Here is a 17244-nt window from a genome sequence, read left to right on the forward strand (position 1 = left end):
AATCCGACGACCATGCTGCTCACCCCCGACCAGGAAATGATCCGCGACGCCGTGCGCGCCTTCGCCCAGGACCAGCTGTGGCCCCATGCCGCCCGCTGGGACCGTGAGCACCACTTCCCGCGCGAGGCCCACCGCGGCCTGGCCGCCCTCGGCGCCTACGGGATCTGCGTGCCCGAAGCCTATGGCGGCGCCAACCTCGACTACGTCACCCTGGCCCTGGTGCTCGAGGAGATCGCCGCCGGCGACGGCGGCACCAGTACCGCCATCAGCGTGACCAACTGCCCGGTCAACGCCATCCTCATGCGCTATGGCAGCGAGGCGCAGAAGCAGCGCTGGCTCACGCCCCTGGCGCAGGGCGAGATGCTCGGTGCGTTCTGCCTGACCGAGCCGCACGTGGGCAGCGATGCCTCGGCGCTGCGCACCACCGCGGTGAAGGCGGGCGGCGACTACGTCATCAACGGCGTCAAGCAGTTCATCACCTCGGGCAAGCATGGCCACCTGGCCATCGTCATCGCGGTCACCGACAAGGGCGCGGGCAAGAAGGGCATGAGCGCCTTCCTCGTGCCGACGGACACGCCCGGCTACATCGTGGCGCGGCTGGAGGAGAAGGTGGGCCAGCACTCCAGCGACACCGCGCAGATCAACTTCGACAACTGCCGCATCCCCGCCGAGAACCGCATCGGCGAGGAGGGCGAGGGCTACCGCATCGCCCTGAGCGCGCTGGAGGGCGGGCGCATCGGCATCGCGGCGCAGAGCGTGGGCATGGCCCGCAGCGCCTTCGAGGTGGCGGTGGCCTATGCCAAGGAGCGCCAGAGCTTCGGCACCGCCATCGTCAACCACCAGGCGGTGGGCTTCCGGCTGGCCGATTGCGCCACGCAGCTGGAGGCGGCGCGCCAGTTGATCTGGCACGCGGCCAGCCTGCGCGACGCCGGCCGGCCCTGCCTCAAGGAGGCGGCCATGGCCAAGCTGTTCGCCAGCGAGATCGCCGAGAAGGTGTGCAGCGCCGCGATCCAGACCCTGGGCGGCTACGGCTACGTGGCCGACTTCCCGGTGGAGCGCATCTGGCGCGACGTGCGCGTGTGCCAGATCTACGAGGGCACCTCCGACGTGCAGAAGATCATCATCCAGCGCGCGCTCTGAGGGCCGGGGCTTCGGGGACAATCGTGGCATGCCTGATGTCGCATGTCCCTGCGGGCGCGAGTCCGCCCGCGGCCATCCCGTGAAGTTCTCCGAATGCTGCGGCCGCTGGCTGCAGCAGCCCGCCCCCGACGCCGAGTGCCTGATGCGATCGCGCTACAGCGCCTTCGTGCGCGGCGACGGCGACTACCTCCTGGCCACCTGGCACGCCAGCACCCGTCCCGCCTCGATCGACTTCGACGCCGGCACCCGGTGGCTGGGGCTGCAGGTGCGCGGCCACCGCGTCGTCGACGACACGCACGCCGAGGTCGAGTTCGTCGCCCGCAGCCGCCCCGCCGGGCCCGGCCCGGCGATGCGTCTGCACGAACGCAGCCGCTTCGTGCGCGAGGACGGCCGCTGGTACTACGTCGACGGAGACCTGCTGTGAGCCGCGCCGCCTCCCGCGCCCCGCGTTTCGACGCCGTGCTGTTCGACTGCGACGGCGTGCTGGTGGACAGCGAGCCCATCACCAACGGCCTGCTGCGCGACATGCTGGCCGAGGCCGGCTGGGAGCTCACGCCGCAGGAATGCATGCGCATCTTCCTGGGCAAGGCGGTGAAGGACGAGCGCGCCCGCATCGAGGCCCACACCGGCCGCCCGCTCACCGACGCCTGGCTCGCCGGCTTCCGAGAGCGACGCAACCAGCTGCTGCTCGAGCGCCTGACGCCGATCCGCCACGCGCCCGAGGCGGTCGAGGCCGTGCATGGCCTGTACGGCGGGCGCATCGCATGCGCCTCCGGCGCCGACCTGTACAAGGTCAAGCTGCAGTTCGAGAAGACCGGCCTCATGCGCTGGTTCGAGGGCCGCATCTTCAGCGGGCACGACCTGCCGCGGTCCAAGCCCTTCCCCGATGTCTACCTCGCCGCCGCTGCGGCCCTGGGCGCCGACCCGCGCCGCTGCGCGGTGGTGGAGGACACGGTCACCGGCGTCACCGCGGGCATCCGCGCGGGCGCCACCGTCTTCGGCTACAGCCCCTCGCCTCAGGGGCACGACGCGCCGGCTGCCCTGCGCGAGGCCGGCGCCTCGGTCATCTTCACCGACATGGCCGACCTGCCCGGCCTGCTGTCCGCCTGAGGGGCCAGGCCATGGCGCGCTGGCGAGACCGCACCCGCACCTGGGCCCGGAGCGTCAAGCGCGACGGGGTGAGCCTGTGGTTCGCGCTGCGCGACCCGCGCACGCCCTGGCCGGCGAAGCTGCTGGCGGGCATCGTCGTGGCCTACGCCCTCAGCCCGATCGACCTGGTGCCGGACTTCATCCCGGTGCTCGGCTACCTGGACGACGTGATCCTGCTGCCCGGGCTGATCTGGCTCACCGTACGGCTCATTCCGGACGATGTCCTCGCCGATTGCCGCGCCCGCGCCGAGGCCTGGATGGAGGCCCGCGGCCGCAAGCCGCGCTGGTGGCTGGGGGCGGTGCTGGTCGTGGCGGTTTGGGTGGCCGTGATGGTGGGCCTGTGGCGGTGGCTCGCCTGATGCGGGGCTACCTCTGCCCGGGCGGGTGGTAGCAGACCTTCATCGCCAGCACCGCGCACGACAGCGCCAGCGTGATCGCGTTGGCCACGATGATCGGCCACGCGCCCTGCAGCCACCCGTATGCCAGCCACAGCGCCACGCCGAGGGTGAACAGGCTGTACATGGTCAGCGAGATGCCGCTCACGTCGCGCGTGCGGAAGGTCTTCCAGGCCTGGGGCAGGAAGGCGGCGGTCGTGAGGGTGGCGGCCGCATAGCCGATCAGGTCTTTGAGCTCCATCGCGGCGGGAATTGTCCCATTGCCCGGCACAATCGCCCGGTCATGAAATTCCGGATGGCCCCCAATTCCCTGTTCGCGGTCCTGCTTCGCAAGCCGTGGTGGATCAGCCTGTTGGTCGCGGCCGTCGTCGCCGTGATCCCCTTCGCCCTGATGCCGAAGGACCTCGCCCCCTACGCGGCGGCCGGCTGCGCGCCCTTCCTGATCATCTCGGCCCTGGCCCTCAAGCGCCAGTGGCGCCTGCCCAGCGCGGCGCAGGTCGAGGCCACCACGAAAGCCGTCTCCGCCATGGGCTGGGAGGCCTTCCGCGGCGTGCTGGAGCAGGCCTTCGCGCGGGAGGGCTACGAGGTCGAGCGCCTGCACGGCGCCGCCGACCTGTGCCTGCGCAAGGGCGGCCGCAGCGTGCTGGTGGCGGCGCGCCGCTGGAAGGCCGCGCGCCAGGGAGAGGACGCGCTGCAGGCCCTGCAGGCCGTGCGCGAGGCGCAGGACGCGGGCGGCGCCATGTTCATCGCGCTCGGCGAGGTCAGCCCCCAGGCGCGCGCCTTTGCCGACGCCCGCGGCATCGCCCTCGTGCAGGGCGAGGCGCTGGCCCAGCTCCTGCGCGGCGTGGCGCTGCGCTGAGCCGGCGCCGGCAGGTTTTCCGCGCTAGGTTTCCTGTGGCCCGGTGCCGGCGTCGCCGGCATGCAGCACCAGGGTCGCCAGCACCGCGCTGTCCGCCCGGGCGCGCAGCCCGTGCACCTGGCCCGGCGGCAGCAGCACCAGCTGGCCGGGGCCGAGGCGGCGCACGCCGCCGGGCATCACCACCTCCACGTCGCCCTCCAGGCAGTGCAGGGTGCATTCGTCGTCGACATGGCGCAGGGGGTGGTCCTGGTGCGCGCGCAGCACCAGGTGCAGCAGCTGCAGGCGGCCGGCCTTGATCAGGCTGGTGCTGACGGCGGCGCCCAGCTGCGGGCCCAGGGGGCCGATGTCGATGACGTCCAGCGGGCGGGCATGAGGCAGGGCCATGGCGGGGCTCCTCTCACTCGGTGGGCGCACTCTACTCCGCGCGCACGCGCTCGCGGTACTCGGCGGGGGAGAAACCGGTCCAGCCGCGGAAGGCGCGGATGAAGCTCTTCTCGTTCAGGAAGCCCACCGCCGCCGCCACCTGCTTGACCGGCCGGCCGGTGCGATGCAGCAGCTCGCGCGCCCGCGCCGAGCGCACCTCGTCCTTCAGCGCCTGCAGGCTCGCGCCTTCCTCGCGCAGCTGGCGGTGCAGCGTGCGGGCCGACAGATTGAGCAGCGCCGCGACGCCGTCGGCGTTGTGCGCCGCCTCGGGGTGGGCGGCCAGGGCCTGGCGCACCTGCTGCACCAGCAGCCGGTCGCGGCGGTACTGGCGCACGGTGAGGGGCAGGGCGCGCTGCAGCATCTGGCGCAGGGCGGCCTCGTCCCGGCTCACGGGCAGGGCGAGGTAGCGCGCGTCGAAACGCAGGGCGGCCTGGGCCGCGCCGAAGGCGAGGGGGCCGGGGAACATGTGGCCGAAGGCGTCCGCATGCGCCGGCGCCTCGAAGGGGAAGGCCGCCCCCTGCAGCGGGATGCGCGAGTCCACGTACCAGCAGGCCAGGCCGTGGATGTTCCGCAGGATGTGGACCAGGCTGAACTCCCGCGCCTGCGGGGCCAGCGCCAGGTGCGCCGGCGACTCCTCGACGACCAGGCTGGCGGTGTCGCCGGTGGTGACCAGCCGCAGCAGCAGGTCCCGCGTGAGCAGGGCATGGTGGCGGCACCAGCGCCGCAGGGCCAGGCCCAGGTCGGGCGCGGTGAGCGAGGCGCGCGCCAGCATGCCGTAGCTGCCCCAGGGCAGCGCCCGGCCGAAGGCGCCCAGGGCCTCGTCGTCCAGCGCCTGCATGGCGGCGCCGGACAGCCACTCCATCTGCAGCGCGGTGATGCGCCCCCGCGGATTGAGCAGCTGCGATGGCGTGATCTGTGCCTGCTTCAGGACGCCTGCCGGGTCCAGGCCCCGCCGCCGGATCGCGTCCGCAATGACCCGCGCATAGGCCATGGGGGTGACGGCGGCGGGCAGTGCGGGGGCGGCGGACATGGCCGAAAGTATCCATGTCGATGGCGTGATTTGCAACCTCGCTGGCAGCACGCCGGCGACGCTCTTGCCTACAGTGGCGGGCAGCGAGGAGACCCATGCCCACGATCGAGTCCCAACTGAATCCCCGGTCCGCCGACTTCCAGGCCAATGCCGCCGCCATGCGCGGGCTGGTCGGCGAGCTCGAAGCCCAGGTCGCCCAGGCCGCCGCCGGCGGCGGCGAGGCGGCGCGCGCCAAGCACACCGCCCGCGGCAAGCTGCTGCCCCGCGAGCGGGTGCAGATGCTGCTGGATCCCGGCACCCCGTTCCTGGAGCTGTCGCCCATGGCGGCCCACGGCATGTACAACGGCGATGCGCCCTGCGCCGGCGTGATCGCCGGCATCGGCCGCGTCAACGGCGTCGACTGCATGGTCGTGTGCAACGACGCCACGGTGAAGGGCGGCACCTACTACCCGATGACGGTGAAGAAGCACCTGCGGGCCCAGGAGGTGGCGCAGCAGAACGGCCTGCCCTGCATCTACCTGGTGGACTCGGGCGGCGCCAACCTGCCGCAGCAGGACGAGGTCTTCCCCGACCGCGACCACTTCGGCCGCATCTTCTACAACCAGGCCCAGATGTCCGCGCAGGGCATCCCGCAGATCGCGGTGGTCATGGGCTCGTGCACCGCGGGCGGCGCCTACGTGCCGGCCATGAGCGACGAGACCATCATCGTCAAGAACCAGGGCACCATCTTCCTGGGCGGCCCGCCGCTGGTGAAGGCCGCCACCGGCGAGGTCGTGACCTCCGAGGACCTGGGCGGCGGCGACGTCCACACCCGCCTTTCCGGCGTGGCCGACCACCTCGCGCAGAACGACCTGCATGCCCTGGCCCTGGCGCGCCAGGCCGTGGCCAGCCTGAACCGCAAGAAGGCGGTGCCGGTGGCCCTGCAGCCGCCGCGCCCGCCCAAGTACGACCCCAGCGAGCTCTATGGCGTGGTGCCCACCGACACCCGCAAGCCCTTCGACGTGCGCGAGATCATCGCCCGCATCGTCGACGGCTCGGAGTTCCACGAGTTCAAGGCCCGGTACGGCGCCACCCTGGTGTGCGGCTTCGCCCACATCGAGGGCATGCCGGTGGGCATCGTCGCCAACAACGGCATCCTGTTCTCGGAGTCGGCGCAGAAGGGCGCTCACTTCATCGAGCTGTGCGGCCAGCGCAAGGTGCCCCTGGTGTTCCTGCAGAACATCACCGGCTTCATGGTGGGCCGCAAGTACGAGAACGAGGGCATCGCCCGCCATGGCGCCAAGATGGTGACCGCGGTGGCCACGGTCAACGTGCCCAAGTTCACCGTGATCATCGGCGGCAGCTACGGCGCCGGCAACTACGGCATGTGCGGCCGCGCCTACTCGCCGCGCTTCCTGTGGATGTGGCCGAACGCGCGGATCTCCGTCATGGGCGGCGAGCAGGCCGCCAGCGTGCTGGCCACCGTGCGCCGCGACGGCATCGAGGCCAAGGGCGGCACCTGGAGCGCGCAGGAGGAGGCCACCTTCAAGCAGCCGCTGCTGGACCAGTTCGCCCACCAGTCCCACCCGTACTACGCCACCGCCCGCCTGTGGGACGACGGCATCATCGACCCGGCCGACACGCGACGTGTGCTGGCGCTGGGGCTGTCGGCCTCGCTGAACGTGCCAATTCCGGACGCGCGGTTTGGCGTATTCCGCATGTAAAGCGTAGAGTGTGTATGAAACATCTCAACAGTACACATCATGCGCACGAACATCGAGATCGACGACGCGCTCATGGCCAACGCCATGAAGGCCGGCCCGTACAAGACCAAGAAGGACGCGGTCGAGGCGGGCCTGAAGCTGCTGGCGCGGCAGGCCGCGTACCGCGAGATCCTCCAGTGGCGGGGGCGGCTGCATTGGGAGGGCGACGAGTCGATCGACTGGACCGCCCCGGCCCCCGCCTCGCCGACGGTGCAGGAAGCCTCCGCCAAGCACCGCCGTGCTCGTCGTTGATTCCAGCGTCTGGATCGACTTCTTCGCGGACCGGCCGCAGCCGGCCTGCGACGTGCTGGCCCGCCTGCTGGATGAAGGCGAGGTCCGCCTCGTGGTGCCGGACCTGGTCTTGTTCGAAGTGCTGCGGGGCTTCCGCCACGAGCATGAATGGCGCCGGGCCCGTGCCCTGCTCGAGGCACTCGATGTCGAGCCCGCGAGCGACCCCGGCCTGGCCGTCGAGGCCGCAACCCACTACCGCGCGCTGCGCGCGGCGGGCGTCACGGTGCGCAGCCCGCTCGACTGCCTCATCGCCACCTTCTGCATCGACCGCGGCTACGCCCTGCTGCATCGCGACCGCGACTTCGATGCCTTCGAGGAATTGCGCGGCCTGCGCGCCTGGAACCCCTGAACCTCAGCGCGCCAGGAGGGCCGCATGAACCACCTGGACCTGACCTTCAACGCCGGCGTGGCCACCGTCACGCTCAATCGTCCCGAGGTGCGCAACGCCTTCAACGACGAGGTGATCGCCGAGCTCACCGCCGTCTTCGGCGAGCTGGGCCACCGGGCCGAGGTGCGCGCCATCGTGCTGGCCGCCAACGGCCCGGCCTTCTGCGCCGGCGCCGACCTGAACTGGATGAAGCGCATGGCCGGCTACAGCCGCGAGGAGAACCTCGCCGACGCCTCCGCCCTCGCGCGCATGCTGGAAGTCATCGCCAACTGCCCCCGGCCCACGGTCGCCCGCGTGCAGGGCGACGTGTACGCCGGCGGCATGGGCCTGGTCGCCGCCTGCGACATGGCGGTCTCGGCAGACACGGCGAACTACTGCCTCAGCGAGGTGAAGATCGGCCTGATCCCCGCCACCATCAGCCCCTACGTGATCCGCGCCATGGGCGCGCGCGCCGCGCAGCGCTACTTCCTCACCGCGGAGCGCTTCTCCGCGGCCGAGGCGCACCGCATCGGCTTCGTGCACGAGGTGGTGCCCGCCGCCGAACTCGACGCCCGGGTGGCCGCGCTCACCGGCGCGCTGGTCTCGGCAAGCCCCGAGGCGGTCAAGGCCTGCAAGCGGCTGGTGCACGACGTCGCCGGCCGCGAGGTCACGCCGGCGCTGATCCAGCACACCGTGGAGGGCATCGCCGACATCCGCGCGAGTGCCGAGGGCAAGGAGGGCGTGCGCGCCTTCCTCGAGAAGCGCAAGCCGTCCTGGCTGCAGTGATAAGCGAGCTAGCGGAGAGACCATGTTCAAGAAGATCCTGATTGCCAACCGCGGTGAGATCGCGTGCCGCGTGGCCGCCACCGCCCGCCGCCTCGCGGTGAAGACCGTGGCCGTGTATTCCGATGCCGACGCGAACGCCAAGCATGTGGCCGCCTGCGACGAGGCCGTCCACATCGGCGGCAGCGCGCCCAAGGACAGCTACCTGCGCTGGGAGCGCATCATCGAGGCCGCCCAGGCCACCGGCGCCCAGGCCATCCACCCCGGCTACGGCTTCCTCAGCGAGAACGAGGAGTTCGCCCAGGCCTGCGCCGACGCCGGCCTGGTCTTCATCGGCCCGCCGCCCTCGGCGATCCAGGCGATGGGCCTGAAGGCCGAGTCCAAGCAGCTGATGGAAAAGGCCGGCGTGCCCCTGGTGCCCGGCTACCACGGCAGCGAGCAGGACCCCGAGTTCCTCAAGGGCGCGGCCGGCCAGATCGGCTACCCGGTCCTGATCAAGGCCAGCGCCGGCGGCGGCGGCAAGGGCATGCGCGCCGTCGACCGGGCCGAGGATTTCGATGCCGCGCTCGCCTCCTGCAAGCGCGAAGCCGCCAACAGCTTCGGCGACGACGCGGTGCTGGTCGAGAAGTACGTGCAGCGCCCGCGCCACATCGAGATCCAGGTGTTCGGCGACACGCACGGCAACTACGTCTGGCTGTTCGAGCGTGACTGCTCGGTGCAGCGCCGCCACCAGAAGGTGCTGGAGGAGGCGCCCGCGCCCGGCATGACCGAGGCCCTGCGCCGGCAGATGGGCGAGGCCGCGGTGGCCGCCGCCCGCGCGGTGCACTACGTCGGCGCCGGCACGGTGGAATTCATCGTCGAGCAGAAGCCCTCGGGCGAGATGAGCTTCTTCTTCATGGAGATGAACACCCGCCTGCAGGTGGAGCACCCGGTGACCGAGGCCATCACCGGCCTGGACCTGGTGGAGTGGCAGCTGCGCGTGGCCTCGGGCGAGCCGCTGCCGCTGAAGCAGGAGCAGCTTCGCATCACCGGCCATGCCATCGAGGCGCGCATCTGCGCCGAGAACCCGGACAACAACTTCCTGCCCGCCACCGGCACGCTCGCGGTCTACCGCAAGCCGGCCTGCACCAGCTTCGAGCGTTCGCCGGTGCGCGTCGACGACGGCGTGCGCGAGGGCGACGCGATCTCGCCGTTCTACGACTCCATGGTCGCCAAGCTGATCGTGCACGGCGCCACCCGCGAGGAGGCGCTGGCGCGGCTGGACGAGGCGCTGGCCCAGACCCACATCGTGGGCCTGGCCACCAACGTGCAGTTCCTGCGCCAGGTGGCCCGCAGCCGCTCCTTCGCCCAGGCCGACCTGGACACCGCGCTGATCCCGCGCGAGCAGGCCGCGCTGTTCCACCAGCAGCCGGTGCCGCTGCCCCTGGCTGCCGCCGCCGCCGTGGCCCGCGCGCTGCTCGACGAGCGCGCCCTCGAGGGCGCCGACCCCTTCAGCCGCCGTGACGGCTGGCGCTCGCACGGCGTCAACGCGCGCCGTTTCGAGTTCGACTTCGCCGGCGAGCATGTCAAGGCGCTGCTCACCTACCGCCACGACGGCAGCCTGCACCTCGCGGTGGGCGAGGCCGAGGGCCTGCTCGCCTTCGAGGGCGCGGGCGACGATATCGACCTGCGCTTCGCCGGCTGGCGCGAGCGCGTGAGCGTCTACGCCCAGGGCGAGACCGACCATGTCTTCGCCGCCCGTGGCGCGGCCGCCATCGTCTCGCTGGACCTGCTGGCCCATGCGGGCGAAGGCCAGTCCGAGGGCGGGCGCCTGACCGCGCCGATGCCGGGCAAGGTGATCTCCTTCGCGGTCAAGGCCGGCGACACCGTTGCCAAGGGCCAGCCGCTGGCGGTGATGGAGGCGATGAAGATGGAGCACACCATCGCCGCGCCGGCCGATGGCACGGTGGCCGAGGTGCTGTATGCCCCCGGGGACCAGGTGGCCGAAGGCGCCGAGCTGCTGAAGCTGGCCGCGGCCTGAGGAACAATCACGCCATGTCCATGAACTATCCCCGCCAGGTCGCCATCGTCGACGTCGGCCCGCGCGACGGCCTGCAGAACGAGAAGCAGCCCGTGCCCGCCGAGGTCAAGATCGGCCTCGTCCACCGCCTGCAGGCCGCCGGCCTGCGCGAGATCGAGGCCACCAGCTTCGTCAGCCCCAGGTGGGTCCCGCAGATGGGGGACAACGCCGAGGTCATGGCGGGCATCCAGCGCCGGCCCGGCGTGTGCTACTCGGTGCTCACGCCCAACATGAAGGGCTTCGAGGGCGCGGTGGCCGCGGGCGCCGACGAGATCGTCGTCTTCGGCGCGGCCAGCGAGGCCTTCAGCCAGAAGAACATCAACTGCTCCATCGCCGAGAGCATCGAGCGCTTCGCGCCGGTGGTCGAGGCGGCGCTGGCGCGCGGCATCCGCGTGCGCGGCGCCATCTCCTGCACGGTGGGCTGCCCGTACGAGGGCGAGGTCGCGCCGGCGCGGGTCGAGATGGTGGCGCGCCTCATGAAGGAGATCGGCGTGCAGCTGGTCGGCGTGGCCGACACCATCGGCGTGGGCACGCCGCTGAAGGTGCAGCGCGCGCTGGAGGCGGCGCTGAAGCACTACGACGTCGACCATGTCGCGGGCCATTTCCACGACACCTACGGCCAGGCCCTGGCCAACACCCTGGCCTCGCTGGAGCTGGGCGTGTGGCACTTCGAGTCGTCGGTCGCCGGCCTGGGCGGCTGCCCGTACGCCAAGGGCGCCACCGGCAACGTCGCCACCGAGGACCTGGTGTTCATGCTGCACGGCATGGGCATCGAGACCGGCATCGATCTCGACCAACTGGTCGACGCCGGCGCCTACATCAGCGGGTTCCTGGGCCGCAGGCCCAACTCGCGCGTGGCCACCGCCCTCCTGAACCAGCGGGCCGGCTGATGTGCGGCGCCGAGCTCCAGGCCCTGCCTGACGGCGTGCAGCGCGTCGCCCGCGTGCTGCAGGACGCCGGCCACCCCCATGCGCCGGTGATGCTGGACGACGCGGCCCGCACCGCGCAGCAGGCTGCCGACGCCCTGGGCATCGCGCTGGGGCAGATCGCCAAGAGCATCATCTTCCGGCGCAAGGCCGACGGCGCGGCGGTGCTGGTCATCGCCTCCGGGGACCGGCGCGTCGACGAGAAGAAGGTCGATGCCCTCGTCGGCAAGACCGGGCGGGCCGATGCCGACTTCGTGAAGGCGCGCACCGGCTTTTCCATCGGCGGCGTCTCGCCCGTGGGGCATGCCGAGCCGCCGGTGACGCTGATCGACCGCGACCTGTTCCGCTTCGAGGTGGTCTGGGCCGCCGCGGGCCACCCGCACGGCGTCTTCCAGCTGCGCCCGCAGGACCTGGAGCGCCTGACCGGCGCGCCGGTCGCCGACGTGGTCAAGGAGCACGCCGCATGATGGACGCTGGCACGGCCGCCGCGCTGCGGGCGCGCGCCCGCGAGGTGCTCGAGGGCGAGGGCGCGGGCCCGGCGCCGTCGCCCTGCACCTCGGTGTGCCGCATGGACCCGGCCAACGGCCTGTGCGACGGCTGCCTGCGCAGCATCGACGAGATCGCCGGCTGGGGCATGCTGCCCGACGCGCAGCGCCGCGCGGTGTGGCGACTTCTCGAACAGCGCGCCGCGGCGCTGGCCTGACCTGACCTCACCTGGAGCGGCCATGAAGCAGATCACCTGCTACCTCGACTTCATCTCGCCCTATGCCCACCTGGCCTTCGAGCACCTGCCGCAGGCGCTGGAGGGCCTCAGCTACGCGGTGGCCTACCGGCCGGTGCTGTTCGCCGGCATGCTCAAGCACCATGGCCAGCTCGGCCCCGCCGAGATCGCGCCCAAGCGTGACTGGACCTACCGGCAGGTGCTGTGGCAGGCGCACCGCCACGGCATCGAGCTGCGCATGCCGGCCTCGCACCCGTTCAACCCCCTGCCGCTGCTGCGCCTGGCGCTGGCCTGCGGCGAGGGCGGGCGCATCAACCGCTACGTGGCCGAGACCGTGCTGCGCCATGTCTGGCGCGGCGGCGCCGACGCGGCGGACCCGCAGCGCCTGGCGGCGCTCACCCAGGCCCTGCAGCCGGCGCGCGACCCGGCGGGCGAGGCGGTGAAGGCCGAGCTCAAGGCCAACACCGACGAGGCCATCGCCGCCGGCGCCTTCGGCGTGCCCACCTTCGCGGTCGACGGCCGCCTGTTCTGGGGCTTCGACAGCCTGCCCATGCTGCGGGCCTGGCTGGAGGGGGATGCCTGGTTCGGCGGTGGCGACTGGGAAGCGGCGCAGGCGGTGTCCGCAGGGGTGCAGCGGCGCTGAGCGACTCAGCTCCGGCGTGAGAACGCCGAGGCGCGGCCGGTGCGGATCACGGCAACGATCCGGTCGGTCCACTGCAGGATCTCGGCCCAGCGCGCCGGGTCATCGCGGCCCAGGGTCCGCCGCAGCTTCTCCTCGCGGCTCGTGAAGCACTCGGCCTCGACCGCGCAGGGCAGGGCCAGCGTGAGGTCCGTCGCGTCGCAAGGCAGGCCGAGGCGGCAGGGGACCAGGCTGTAGGCCGCGGCGATCGCGGGATCTTCCGAGAGGGGGTAGGGCTGGCCGTCGAACCACACGGCCATGCCGCCTTGCTTCATCGCACCCAGGGACAGGCGCCAGCCGATGTCCTCGAACAGCCAGGGATCGGCCGTGGCCAGGACGGCAGCCACCGCCGCCTCGCGCAGGGCGGGATCGGGCGAGCGGCCCTCCCGGTGGAGCCGAAGGGGCAGCTTTGCCAGCGGGTCGCCCTGGGTGTCGGCCTCGCCGTACAGGGTGTCCAGTCGCTGTGCCGTGAGTTCGTCGTCCGCGAAGCTCGCGCAGCGCGCCTGGAGGTACTGGAAGGCCTGGAGCTGGGCCATCTGCTGCCGGGGGCCGGCCTGCGGGGGCGTGGCGGGCTGGGGGGCCTGCAGGTCGGGGTGGCCGCCTCAAACGTGGGCGCACCAGCGAACCGCCTGGGCGGCGTAGAAGACGCCCCCGGACCGGGGTTGCTTCAATGCCGAGAGGCTGAAGGAGCGCAGGTCCAGGGTCGTGGCGAATGCGCGCACCAGCGACGCCGTGCGTCGCGGGGACTCAGGGGGGCGTGCCGCATCGACGGGTTGCGCCGTGTGGTCGACCGCCAGGGGCCGAGTCCGGGCGGATGGTTGCGCCTCGAATGCGGTGGGCGCCGCTGGGGCGCTGCGGCTCCAGATCCTGGATCCCACGGCAAGGGTGGCGACCGCCGCACCCGAGGCCAGGATGGCCAGGCCGATGATGCGAATCGTCGACGGGTTCCTCATGCTCGGTCCTCCTGTTCAAGGTCGCATGGAGCCAGGGATCGGGGTCTGGGACAACTTGTCGGATGAAAGCCGGTCATTGGGCAGTACAGGCCACGATTCGCGAATGCCGTCTGCGTAGGTCACCGTAAAAGTGCGGTAACTCAATCCATCGATCGTGTAGGTCGAGCGGTTGCCGAACCCGTATTGCGCGATCAGATTCCGCAGGATCAGGTCGTCGAAGACGGCCGTTGCGGCCATCCACCTATCCATGAGGTCGTCTGTCGACTTCGTTGGCTTGAGCTCCTGGCCGATGAGGGCCACCCCGCAGCGTCCGGGGCGCCGGTCCATCGGTGGGCCCCTGATGGCACATCGCTCAGGGTTGAGGCGGGGTGCGCCCGGATGGCCGGGCACCGGCCGAGTCGCGGACAATGGCCCTGTCCAGCCTGCCGATGACCGACCCCTCCGACAACCACCGCCTCTACTGGCGCAAGACCCTGCGCCTGACCGCCGCCCTGCTGGCGGTGTGGTTCGCCGTGACCTTCGTCGTGCCGTTCTACGCCCGGGAGCTGAGCTTCGACTTCTTCGGCTGGCCCTTCAGCTTCTGGATGGGCGCCCAGGGCGCGCTCATCGTCTACGTGCTGATCATCTTCATCTACGCACGCTGCATGCAGCGCCTCGATGCCGAGCACGGCATGAACACCGACGAGGGATCCGACACGGGAAAACCCCAATCACCCGGCCACCCCCCTGCGGAGGGGTGAAAACCGCCGGATTGAGTCGATGTGAAATGGTTGTGCCGGGTTTCCCCTTGGTTTGTCAGGCGCGGATAAGTTTCGCGCAAGCTTGTGTTGGTTTGGAGAAAGGCCAGGGTCAGAGCCTCTCCAAAGAATGACTCCAGGTGCCCCTGTCGGGCGCTGACTTCTACAGGAGACATCCCATGGCAAGTTCTGCCGAAATCCGGCCGATGACCTCGGAGGAGAAGAAAGTCATCTTCGCCTCGTCGCTCGGCACCGTGTTCGAGTGGTACGACTTTTACCTGTACGGCTCGCTCGCCGCGATCATCGCCAAGCAGTTCTTCGCGGGCCTGGACCCCAGCGCCGCGTTCATCTTCGCGCTGCTGGCCTTCGCCGCGGGCTTCATCGTGCGACCCTTCGGCGCGCTGGTGTTCGGCCGCCTCGGCGACATGATCGGCCGCAAGTACACCTTCCTGGTGACCATCCTGCTGATGGGCCTGTCCACCTTCATCGTGGGCATCCTGCCGACCTACGCCAGCATCGGCGTGGCCGCTCCCGTCATCCTGATCGTGCTGCGCATGCTGCAGGGCCTGGCCCTGGGCGGTGAGTACGGCGGCGCCGCGACCTACGTCGCCGAGCACGCCCCGCACGGCCGCCGCGGCGCCTACACCGCCTGGATCCAGACCACCGCGACGCTGGGCCTGTTCCTGTCGCTGATGGTGATCCTGGGCACCCGTACCGCGATCGGCGAGGCCGCCTTCGCCGACTGGGGCTGGCGCGTTCCCTTCATTGTCTCGATCCTGCTGCTGGCCATCTCGGTCTGGATCCGCCTGACGATGAACGAGTCCCCCGCCTTCCAGAAGATGAAGGCCGAGGGCAAGACCTCCAAGGCCCCCCTGGCCGAGTCCTTCGGCCAGTGGAAGAACCTGAAGATCGTGCTGCTCGCCCTGTTCGGCCTCGTCGCCGGCCAGGCCGTGGTCTGGTACTCGGGCCAGTTCTACGCCCTGTTCTTCCTGACCTCGGTCCTGAAGGTCGACGGCGCCACCGCCAACATCCTGGTCGCCCTGTCGCTGATCATCGGCACCCCGTTCTTCGTGGTGTTCGGCGCGCTGTCCGACAAGATCGGCCGCAAGCCCATCATCCTGGCCGGCCTGCTGCTCGCCGTGGTGACCTACTTCCCGCTGTTCAAGATGCTGACCAACGCGGCCAACCCCGACCTGGCCGCCGCGCAAGCCAAGAACCAGATCGTGGTGACCGCCGCCAAGGGCGACTGCTCCTTCCAGGGCAACCCGGTGGCTCGCGAGATCGACTTCACCAAGTCCTGCGACATCGCCAAGCGCTTCCTGGCCCAGAACTCGGTGTCCTATGACAACGCGGTGGCTGCCGAAGCCGGCCCGGCCAAGGTCAAGATCGGTGACAAGGAAATCGTGGCGCCCGTCGCCAAGGTCGTGAACTCCAAGTTCGACGAGGAGAGCGCCAAGGCCATCGCCGCCTTCAAGAAGGAAGTGACCGACGCCCTCAAGGCCGCCGGCTACCCCACCAAGGCCGACCCGGCCAAGGTCGACAAGGCCACCATCGTGATCATCCTGTCGATCCTGGTGATCTACGTGACCATGGTCTACGGCCCGATCGCCGCCATGCTGGTGGAGCTGTTCCCGACCCGCATCCGCTACACCTCGATGAGCCTGCCGTACCACATCGGCAACGGCTGGTTCGGTGGCCTGATGCCCACCATCGCCTTCGCGATGGTCGCCCAGAACGGCAACATGTACTACGGCCTCTGGTACCCCATCGTGATCGCTGCCGCCACCTTCGTGATCGGCCTGCTGTTCGTGCGTGAGACCAAGGACGTGGACATCTACGCCAACGACTGAACGCGATAGCAAAGCCTGAAGGGCCGCCGCGAGGCGGCCCTTTGGAGTCTGCTTTCAAACTCTGGAGAAGAACACCATGTGGAAGATCTTTGTCGGCTTCATCGTTTTTGCCGCCCTGGCCCTGTTCGTGATCATGAAGGGGGGGGACAACCTCGACATGGGCGGCGAGAAGCACGGCACCGAGACCACGGCCCATGAGCCGGCACCCGCCGCCTCGAAGTAAGGCACCGCCCCAACGACAAAGCCGCGCCCGAGGGCGCGGCTTTTTTGTGTGCGGCCTTCGTGGGCCGCCGGCGCGGCGGTTCGACCGGTGCGACCGCGCCGACGGCGCAGGCTCAGCGCCAGCGCAGGGGCGGCGCGCCCAGCAGGGCGGCCGGGTAGACCGCCTCCAGCGGCAGGGTGTACTCGGCGTAGCCGGTGTCGTCGCGCTGGCAGCCGGCCTCGCCGGGCAGGCGCCACGAGCGGATCCAGCTGTCCTGCGGACGGTTGCGGGCGAGGTAGATGAAGCGGCCCTCGGGCTCGTCCACCGCGAAGGCGATGGCGTCGAAGCCGGCCGCGCTGGGGTGCACGGAGACCTCCGGCGTGCCCGAGCAGTCGGGGCGGCGGTACACCAGCATCAGGGGTGCGTTGGTCCCCCAGGCCAGGCTGTCGCCGTAGTGGCAGCGCGTGCCGTCGCAGCGCATGTCGGGCGCCAGCCCGGCGATGACCGTGCTCAGGCCGTTGACCCGGGCGACCACCAGGGGCTCGTGGGTGAGGAAGCCGGGATGGGCCCGTCCGACCGGCCGGCCCGTGCGGTCCACCAGCAGCAGGCCGGCGGCGCCCTCCGCCGGCGGCGCCACCAGGGGCGGGCGGGCCGCGCCCGCCAGCTGCGAGGCGGGCATGCGGTTGGGGCTGGCGACCGGCGTGCCCTCGCGCTTGCGCGCGAGCCCGGGCGGCAGGCCGGCCGCGGCATCGAAGGGGGGCGCCGCGAGGGCCTCCCCTACCGTGAAGGCCGCGGACAGGCCGGCCAGGACGAACAGCGTGAAAAACCTCATGGAATTCCTCCTTGTTTCGGGAGGCGCCACGATAGGAGGCCGGGCCACGGCCGCCATCACCTGTTTCAAACTTTTTCCCGGCTGAGTCTCCACGGCCGGGAAGGCC

General features: G+C 71.0%; 24 protein-coding genes. 17 read left to right on the top strand and 7 right to left on the bottom strand.

Annotated features, from left to right (window positions below; all coding sequences use genetic code 11):
• Nucleotides 1-12 precede the first annotated feature (12 nt).
• Genes ACT80S_RS17160 through ACT80S_RS17175 form a run of 4 tightly spaced genes read left to right on the top strand, consistent with a single transcriptional unit; the run spans nt 13 to nt 2648 of the window.
• Nucleotides 13-1140, top strand: a complete 1128-nt coding sequence (locus ACT80S_RS17160) for an acyl-CoA dehydrogenase family protein (RefSeq protein WP_377418081.1) — start codon at nt 13-15, stop codon at nt 1138-1140.
• A gap of 28 nt (nt 1141-1168) precedes the next feature.
• Nucleotides 1169-1564, top strand: a complete 396-nt coding sequence (locus ACT80S_RS17165) for a YchJ family protein (protein WP_377418083.1) — start codon at nt 1169-1171, stop codon at nt 1562-1564.
• Nucleotides 1561-2250: an HAD family hydrolase gene (locus ACT80S_RS17170; protein WP_377418085.1), complete on the top strand. Its 690-nt coding sequence runs from the start codon at nt 1561-1563 to the stop codon at nt 2248-2250. The genes ACT80S_RS17165 and ACT80S_RS17170 overlap by 4 nt, the downstream gene beginning before the upstream one ends.
• 11 nt (nt 2251-2261) lie before the next feature.
• On the top strand, nt 2262-2648 hold the full coding sequence (locus ACT80S_RS17175; protein WP_377418087.1) for a YkvA family protein: 387 nt from the start codon (nt 2262-2264) through the stop codon (nt 2646-2648).
• A 7-nt stretch (nt 2649-2655) separates the two neighbouring features.
• Here the strand turns inward: ACT80S_RS17175 and ACT80S_RS17180 are convergent, their stop codons facing one another.
• Entirely contained in the window at nt 2656-2925 is a 270-nt protein-coding gene (locus ACT80S_RS17180; protein ID WP_377418089.1) for a SemiSWEET transporter, read from the bottom strand.
• A gap of 54 nt (nt 2926-2979) precedes the next feature.
• Here ACT80S_RS17180 and ACT80S_RS17185 point away from each other — a divergent pair, with 54 nt between their 5' ends.
• Complete coding sequence (locus ACT80S_RS17185; protein ID WP_377418091.1) at nt 2980-3543, top strand: restriction endonuclease; 564 nt, start codon at nt 2980-2982, stop codon at nt 3541-3543.
• A gap of 24 nt (nt 3544-3567) precedes the next feature.
• Here the strand turns inward: ACT80S_RS17185 and ACT80S_RS17190 are convergent, their stop codons facing one another.
• Nucleotides 3568-3927 carry a cupin domain-containing protein gene (locus ACT80S_RS17190; RefSeq protein WP_377418093.1) on the bottom strand — a complete coding sequence of 120 codons (360 nt, stop codon included), beginning with the start codon at nt 3925-3927 and terminating at the stop codon, nt 3568-3570.
• Between the two features lie 31 nt (nt 3928-3958).
• Complete coding sequence (locus ACT80S_RS17195) at nt 3959-4996, bottom strand: AraC family transcriptional regulator (RefSeq protein WP_377418095.1); 1038 nt, start codon at nt 4994-4996, stop codon at nt 3959-3961.
• Nucleotides 4997-5091: 95 nt separating this feature from the next.
• Here ACT80S_RS17195 and ACT80S_RS17200 point away from each other — a divergent pair, with 95 nt between their 5' ends.
• From ACT80S_RS17200 to ACT80S_RS17240, 9 genes are read left to right on the top strand one after another with little or no spacing between them, the layout of a single operon-like run.
• Nucleotides 5092-6699 (top strand): carboxyl transferase domain-containing protein, encoded by a 1608-nt coding sequence (locus ACT80S_RS17200; RefSeq protein ID WP_377418097.1) that lies wholly within the window; start codon nt 5092-5094, stop codon nt 6697-6699.
• A 39-nt stretch (nt 6700-6738) separates the two neighbouring features.
• Entirely contained in the window at nt 6739-6990 is a 252-nt protein-coding gene (locus ACT80S_RS17205) for a type II toxin-antitoxin system VapB family antitoxin (protein ID WP_377418099.1), read from the top strand.
• Entirely contained in the window at nt 6977-7378 is a 402-nt protein-coding gene (vapC, locus tag ACT80S_RS17210; protein ID WP_377418101.1) for a type II toxin-antitoxin system VapC family toxin, read from the top strand. Before ACT80S_RS17205 ends, vapC begins: the two co-directional genes overlap by 14 nt.
• A gap of 24 nt (nt 7379-7402) precedes the next feature.
• Nucleotides 7403-8182, top strand: coding sequence for an enoyl-CoA hydratase/isomerase family protein (locus tag ACT80S_RS17215; protein WP_377418103.1), 780 nt, complete (start codon nt 7403-7405; stop codon nt 8180-8182).
• A gap of 22 nt (nt 8183-8204) precedes the next feature.
• Nucleotides 8205-10199 carry an acetyl/propionyl/methylcrotonyl-CoA carboxylase subunit alpha gene (locus ACT80S_RS17220; RefSeq protein ID WP_377418105.1) on the top strand — a complete coding sequence of 665 codons (1995 nt, stop codon included), beginning with the start codon at nt 8205-8207 and terminating at the stop codon, nt 10197-10199.
• A 20-nt stretch (nt 10200-10219) separates the two neighbouring features.
• Entirely contained in the window at nt 10220-11128 is a 909-nt protein-coding gene (locus tag ACT80S_RS17225) for a hydroxymethylglutaryl-CoA lyase (RefSeq protein ID WP_377418191.1), read from the top strand.
• Nucleotides 11128-11631 (top strand): YbaK/EbsC family protein, encoded by a 504-nt coding sequence (locus ACT80S_RS17230; protein WP_377418107.1) that lies wholly within the window; start codon nt 11128-11130, stop codon nt 11629-11631. Before ACT80S_RS17225 ends, ACT80S_RS17230 begins: the two co-directional genes overlap by 1 nt.
• Nucleotides 11631-11867, top strand: a complete 237-nt coding sequence (locus ACT80S_RS17235; RefSeq protein WP_377418109.1) for a DUF1289 domain-containing protein — start codon at nt 11631-11633, stop codon at nt 11865-11867. The genes ACT80S_RS17230 and ACT80S_RS17235 overlap by 1 nt, the downstream gene beginning before the upstream one ends.
• 22 nt (nt 11868-11889) lie before the next feature.
• A complete protein-coding gene (locus tag ACT80S_RS17240) occupies nt 11890-12528 on the top strand; it encodes a 2-hydroxychromene-2-carboxylate isomerase (RefSeq protein WP_377418111.1) in 639 nt (212 codons plus the stop codon).
• Between the two features lie 5 nt (nt 12529-12533).
• Here the strand turns inward: ACT80S_RS17240 and ACT80S_RS17245 are convergent, their stop codons facing one another.
• The 3 genes from ACT80S_RS17245 to ACT80S_RS17255 all read right to left on the bottom strand — a co-directional run bounded on the left by ACT80S_RS17245 (nt 12534) and on the right by ACT80S_RS17255 (nt 13844).
• Complete coding sequence (locus tag ACT80S_RS17245; protein ID WP_377418113.1) at nt 12534-13100, bottom strand: hypothetical protein; 567 nt, start codon at nt 13098-13100, stop codon at nt 12534-12536.
• Nucleotides 13101-13166: 66 nt separating this feature from the next.
• Nucleotides 13167-13517 carry a hypothetical protein gene (locus ACT80S_RS17250; protein WP_377418115.1) on the bottom strand — a complete coding sequence of 117 codons (351 nt, stop codon included), beginning with the start codon at nt 13515-13517 and terminating at the stop codon, nt 13167-13169.
• A 15-nt stretch (nt 13518-13532) separates the two neighbouring features.
• A complete protein-coding gene (locus tag ACT80S_RS17255) occupies nt 13533-13844 on the bottom strand; it encodes a hypothetical protein (RefSeq protein ID WP_377418117.1) in 312 nt (103 codons plus the stop codon).
• A 101-nt stretch (nt 13845-13945) separates the two neighbouring features.
• Here ACT80S_RS17255 and ACT80S_RS17260 point away from each other — a divergent pair, with 101 nt between their 5' ends.
• The 3 genes from ACT80S_RS17260 to ACT80S_RS17270 all read left to right on the top strand — a co-directional run bounded on the left by ACT80S_RS17260 (nt 13946) and on the right by ACT80S_RS17270 (nt 16327).
• Nucleotides 13946-14257: a DUF4212 domain-containing protein gene (locus ACT80S_RS17260; protein ID WP_377418119.1), complete on the top strand. Its 312-nt coding sequence runs from the start codon at nt 13946-13948 to the stop codon at nt 14255-14257.
• Between the two features lie 176 nt (nt 14258-14433).
• Nucleotides 14434-16104, top strand: a complete 1671-nt coding sequence (locus ACT80S_RS17265; RefSeq protein ID WP_377418121.1) for an MFS transporter — start codon at nt 14434-14436, stop codon at nt 16102-16104.
• Between the two features lie 76 nt (nt 16105-16180).
• Entirely contained in the window at nt 16181-16327 is a 147-nt protein-coding gene (locus tag ACT80S_RS17270; RefSeq protein WP_377418123.1) for a hypothetical protein, read from the top strand.
• A 112-nt stretch (nt 16328-16439) separates the two neighbouring features.
• Here the strand turns inward: ACT80S_RS17270 and ACT80S_RS17275 are convergent, their stop codons facing one another.
• Nucleotides 16440-17138: a hypothetical protein gene (locus ACT80S_RS17275; RefSeq protein ID WP_377418125.1), complete on the bottom strand. Its 699-nt coding sequence runs from the start codon at nt 17136-17138 to the stop codon at nt 16440-16442.
• Nucleotides 17139-17244 lie beyond the last annotated feature (106 nt).

The organism is Ramlibacter sp. MAHUQ-53 (assembly GCF_052600055.1).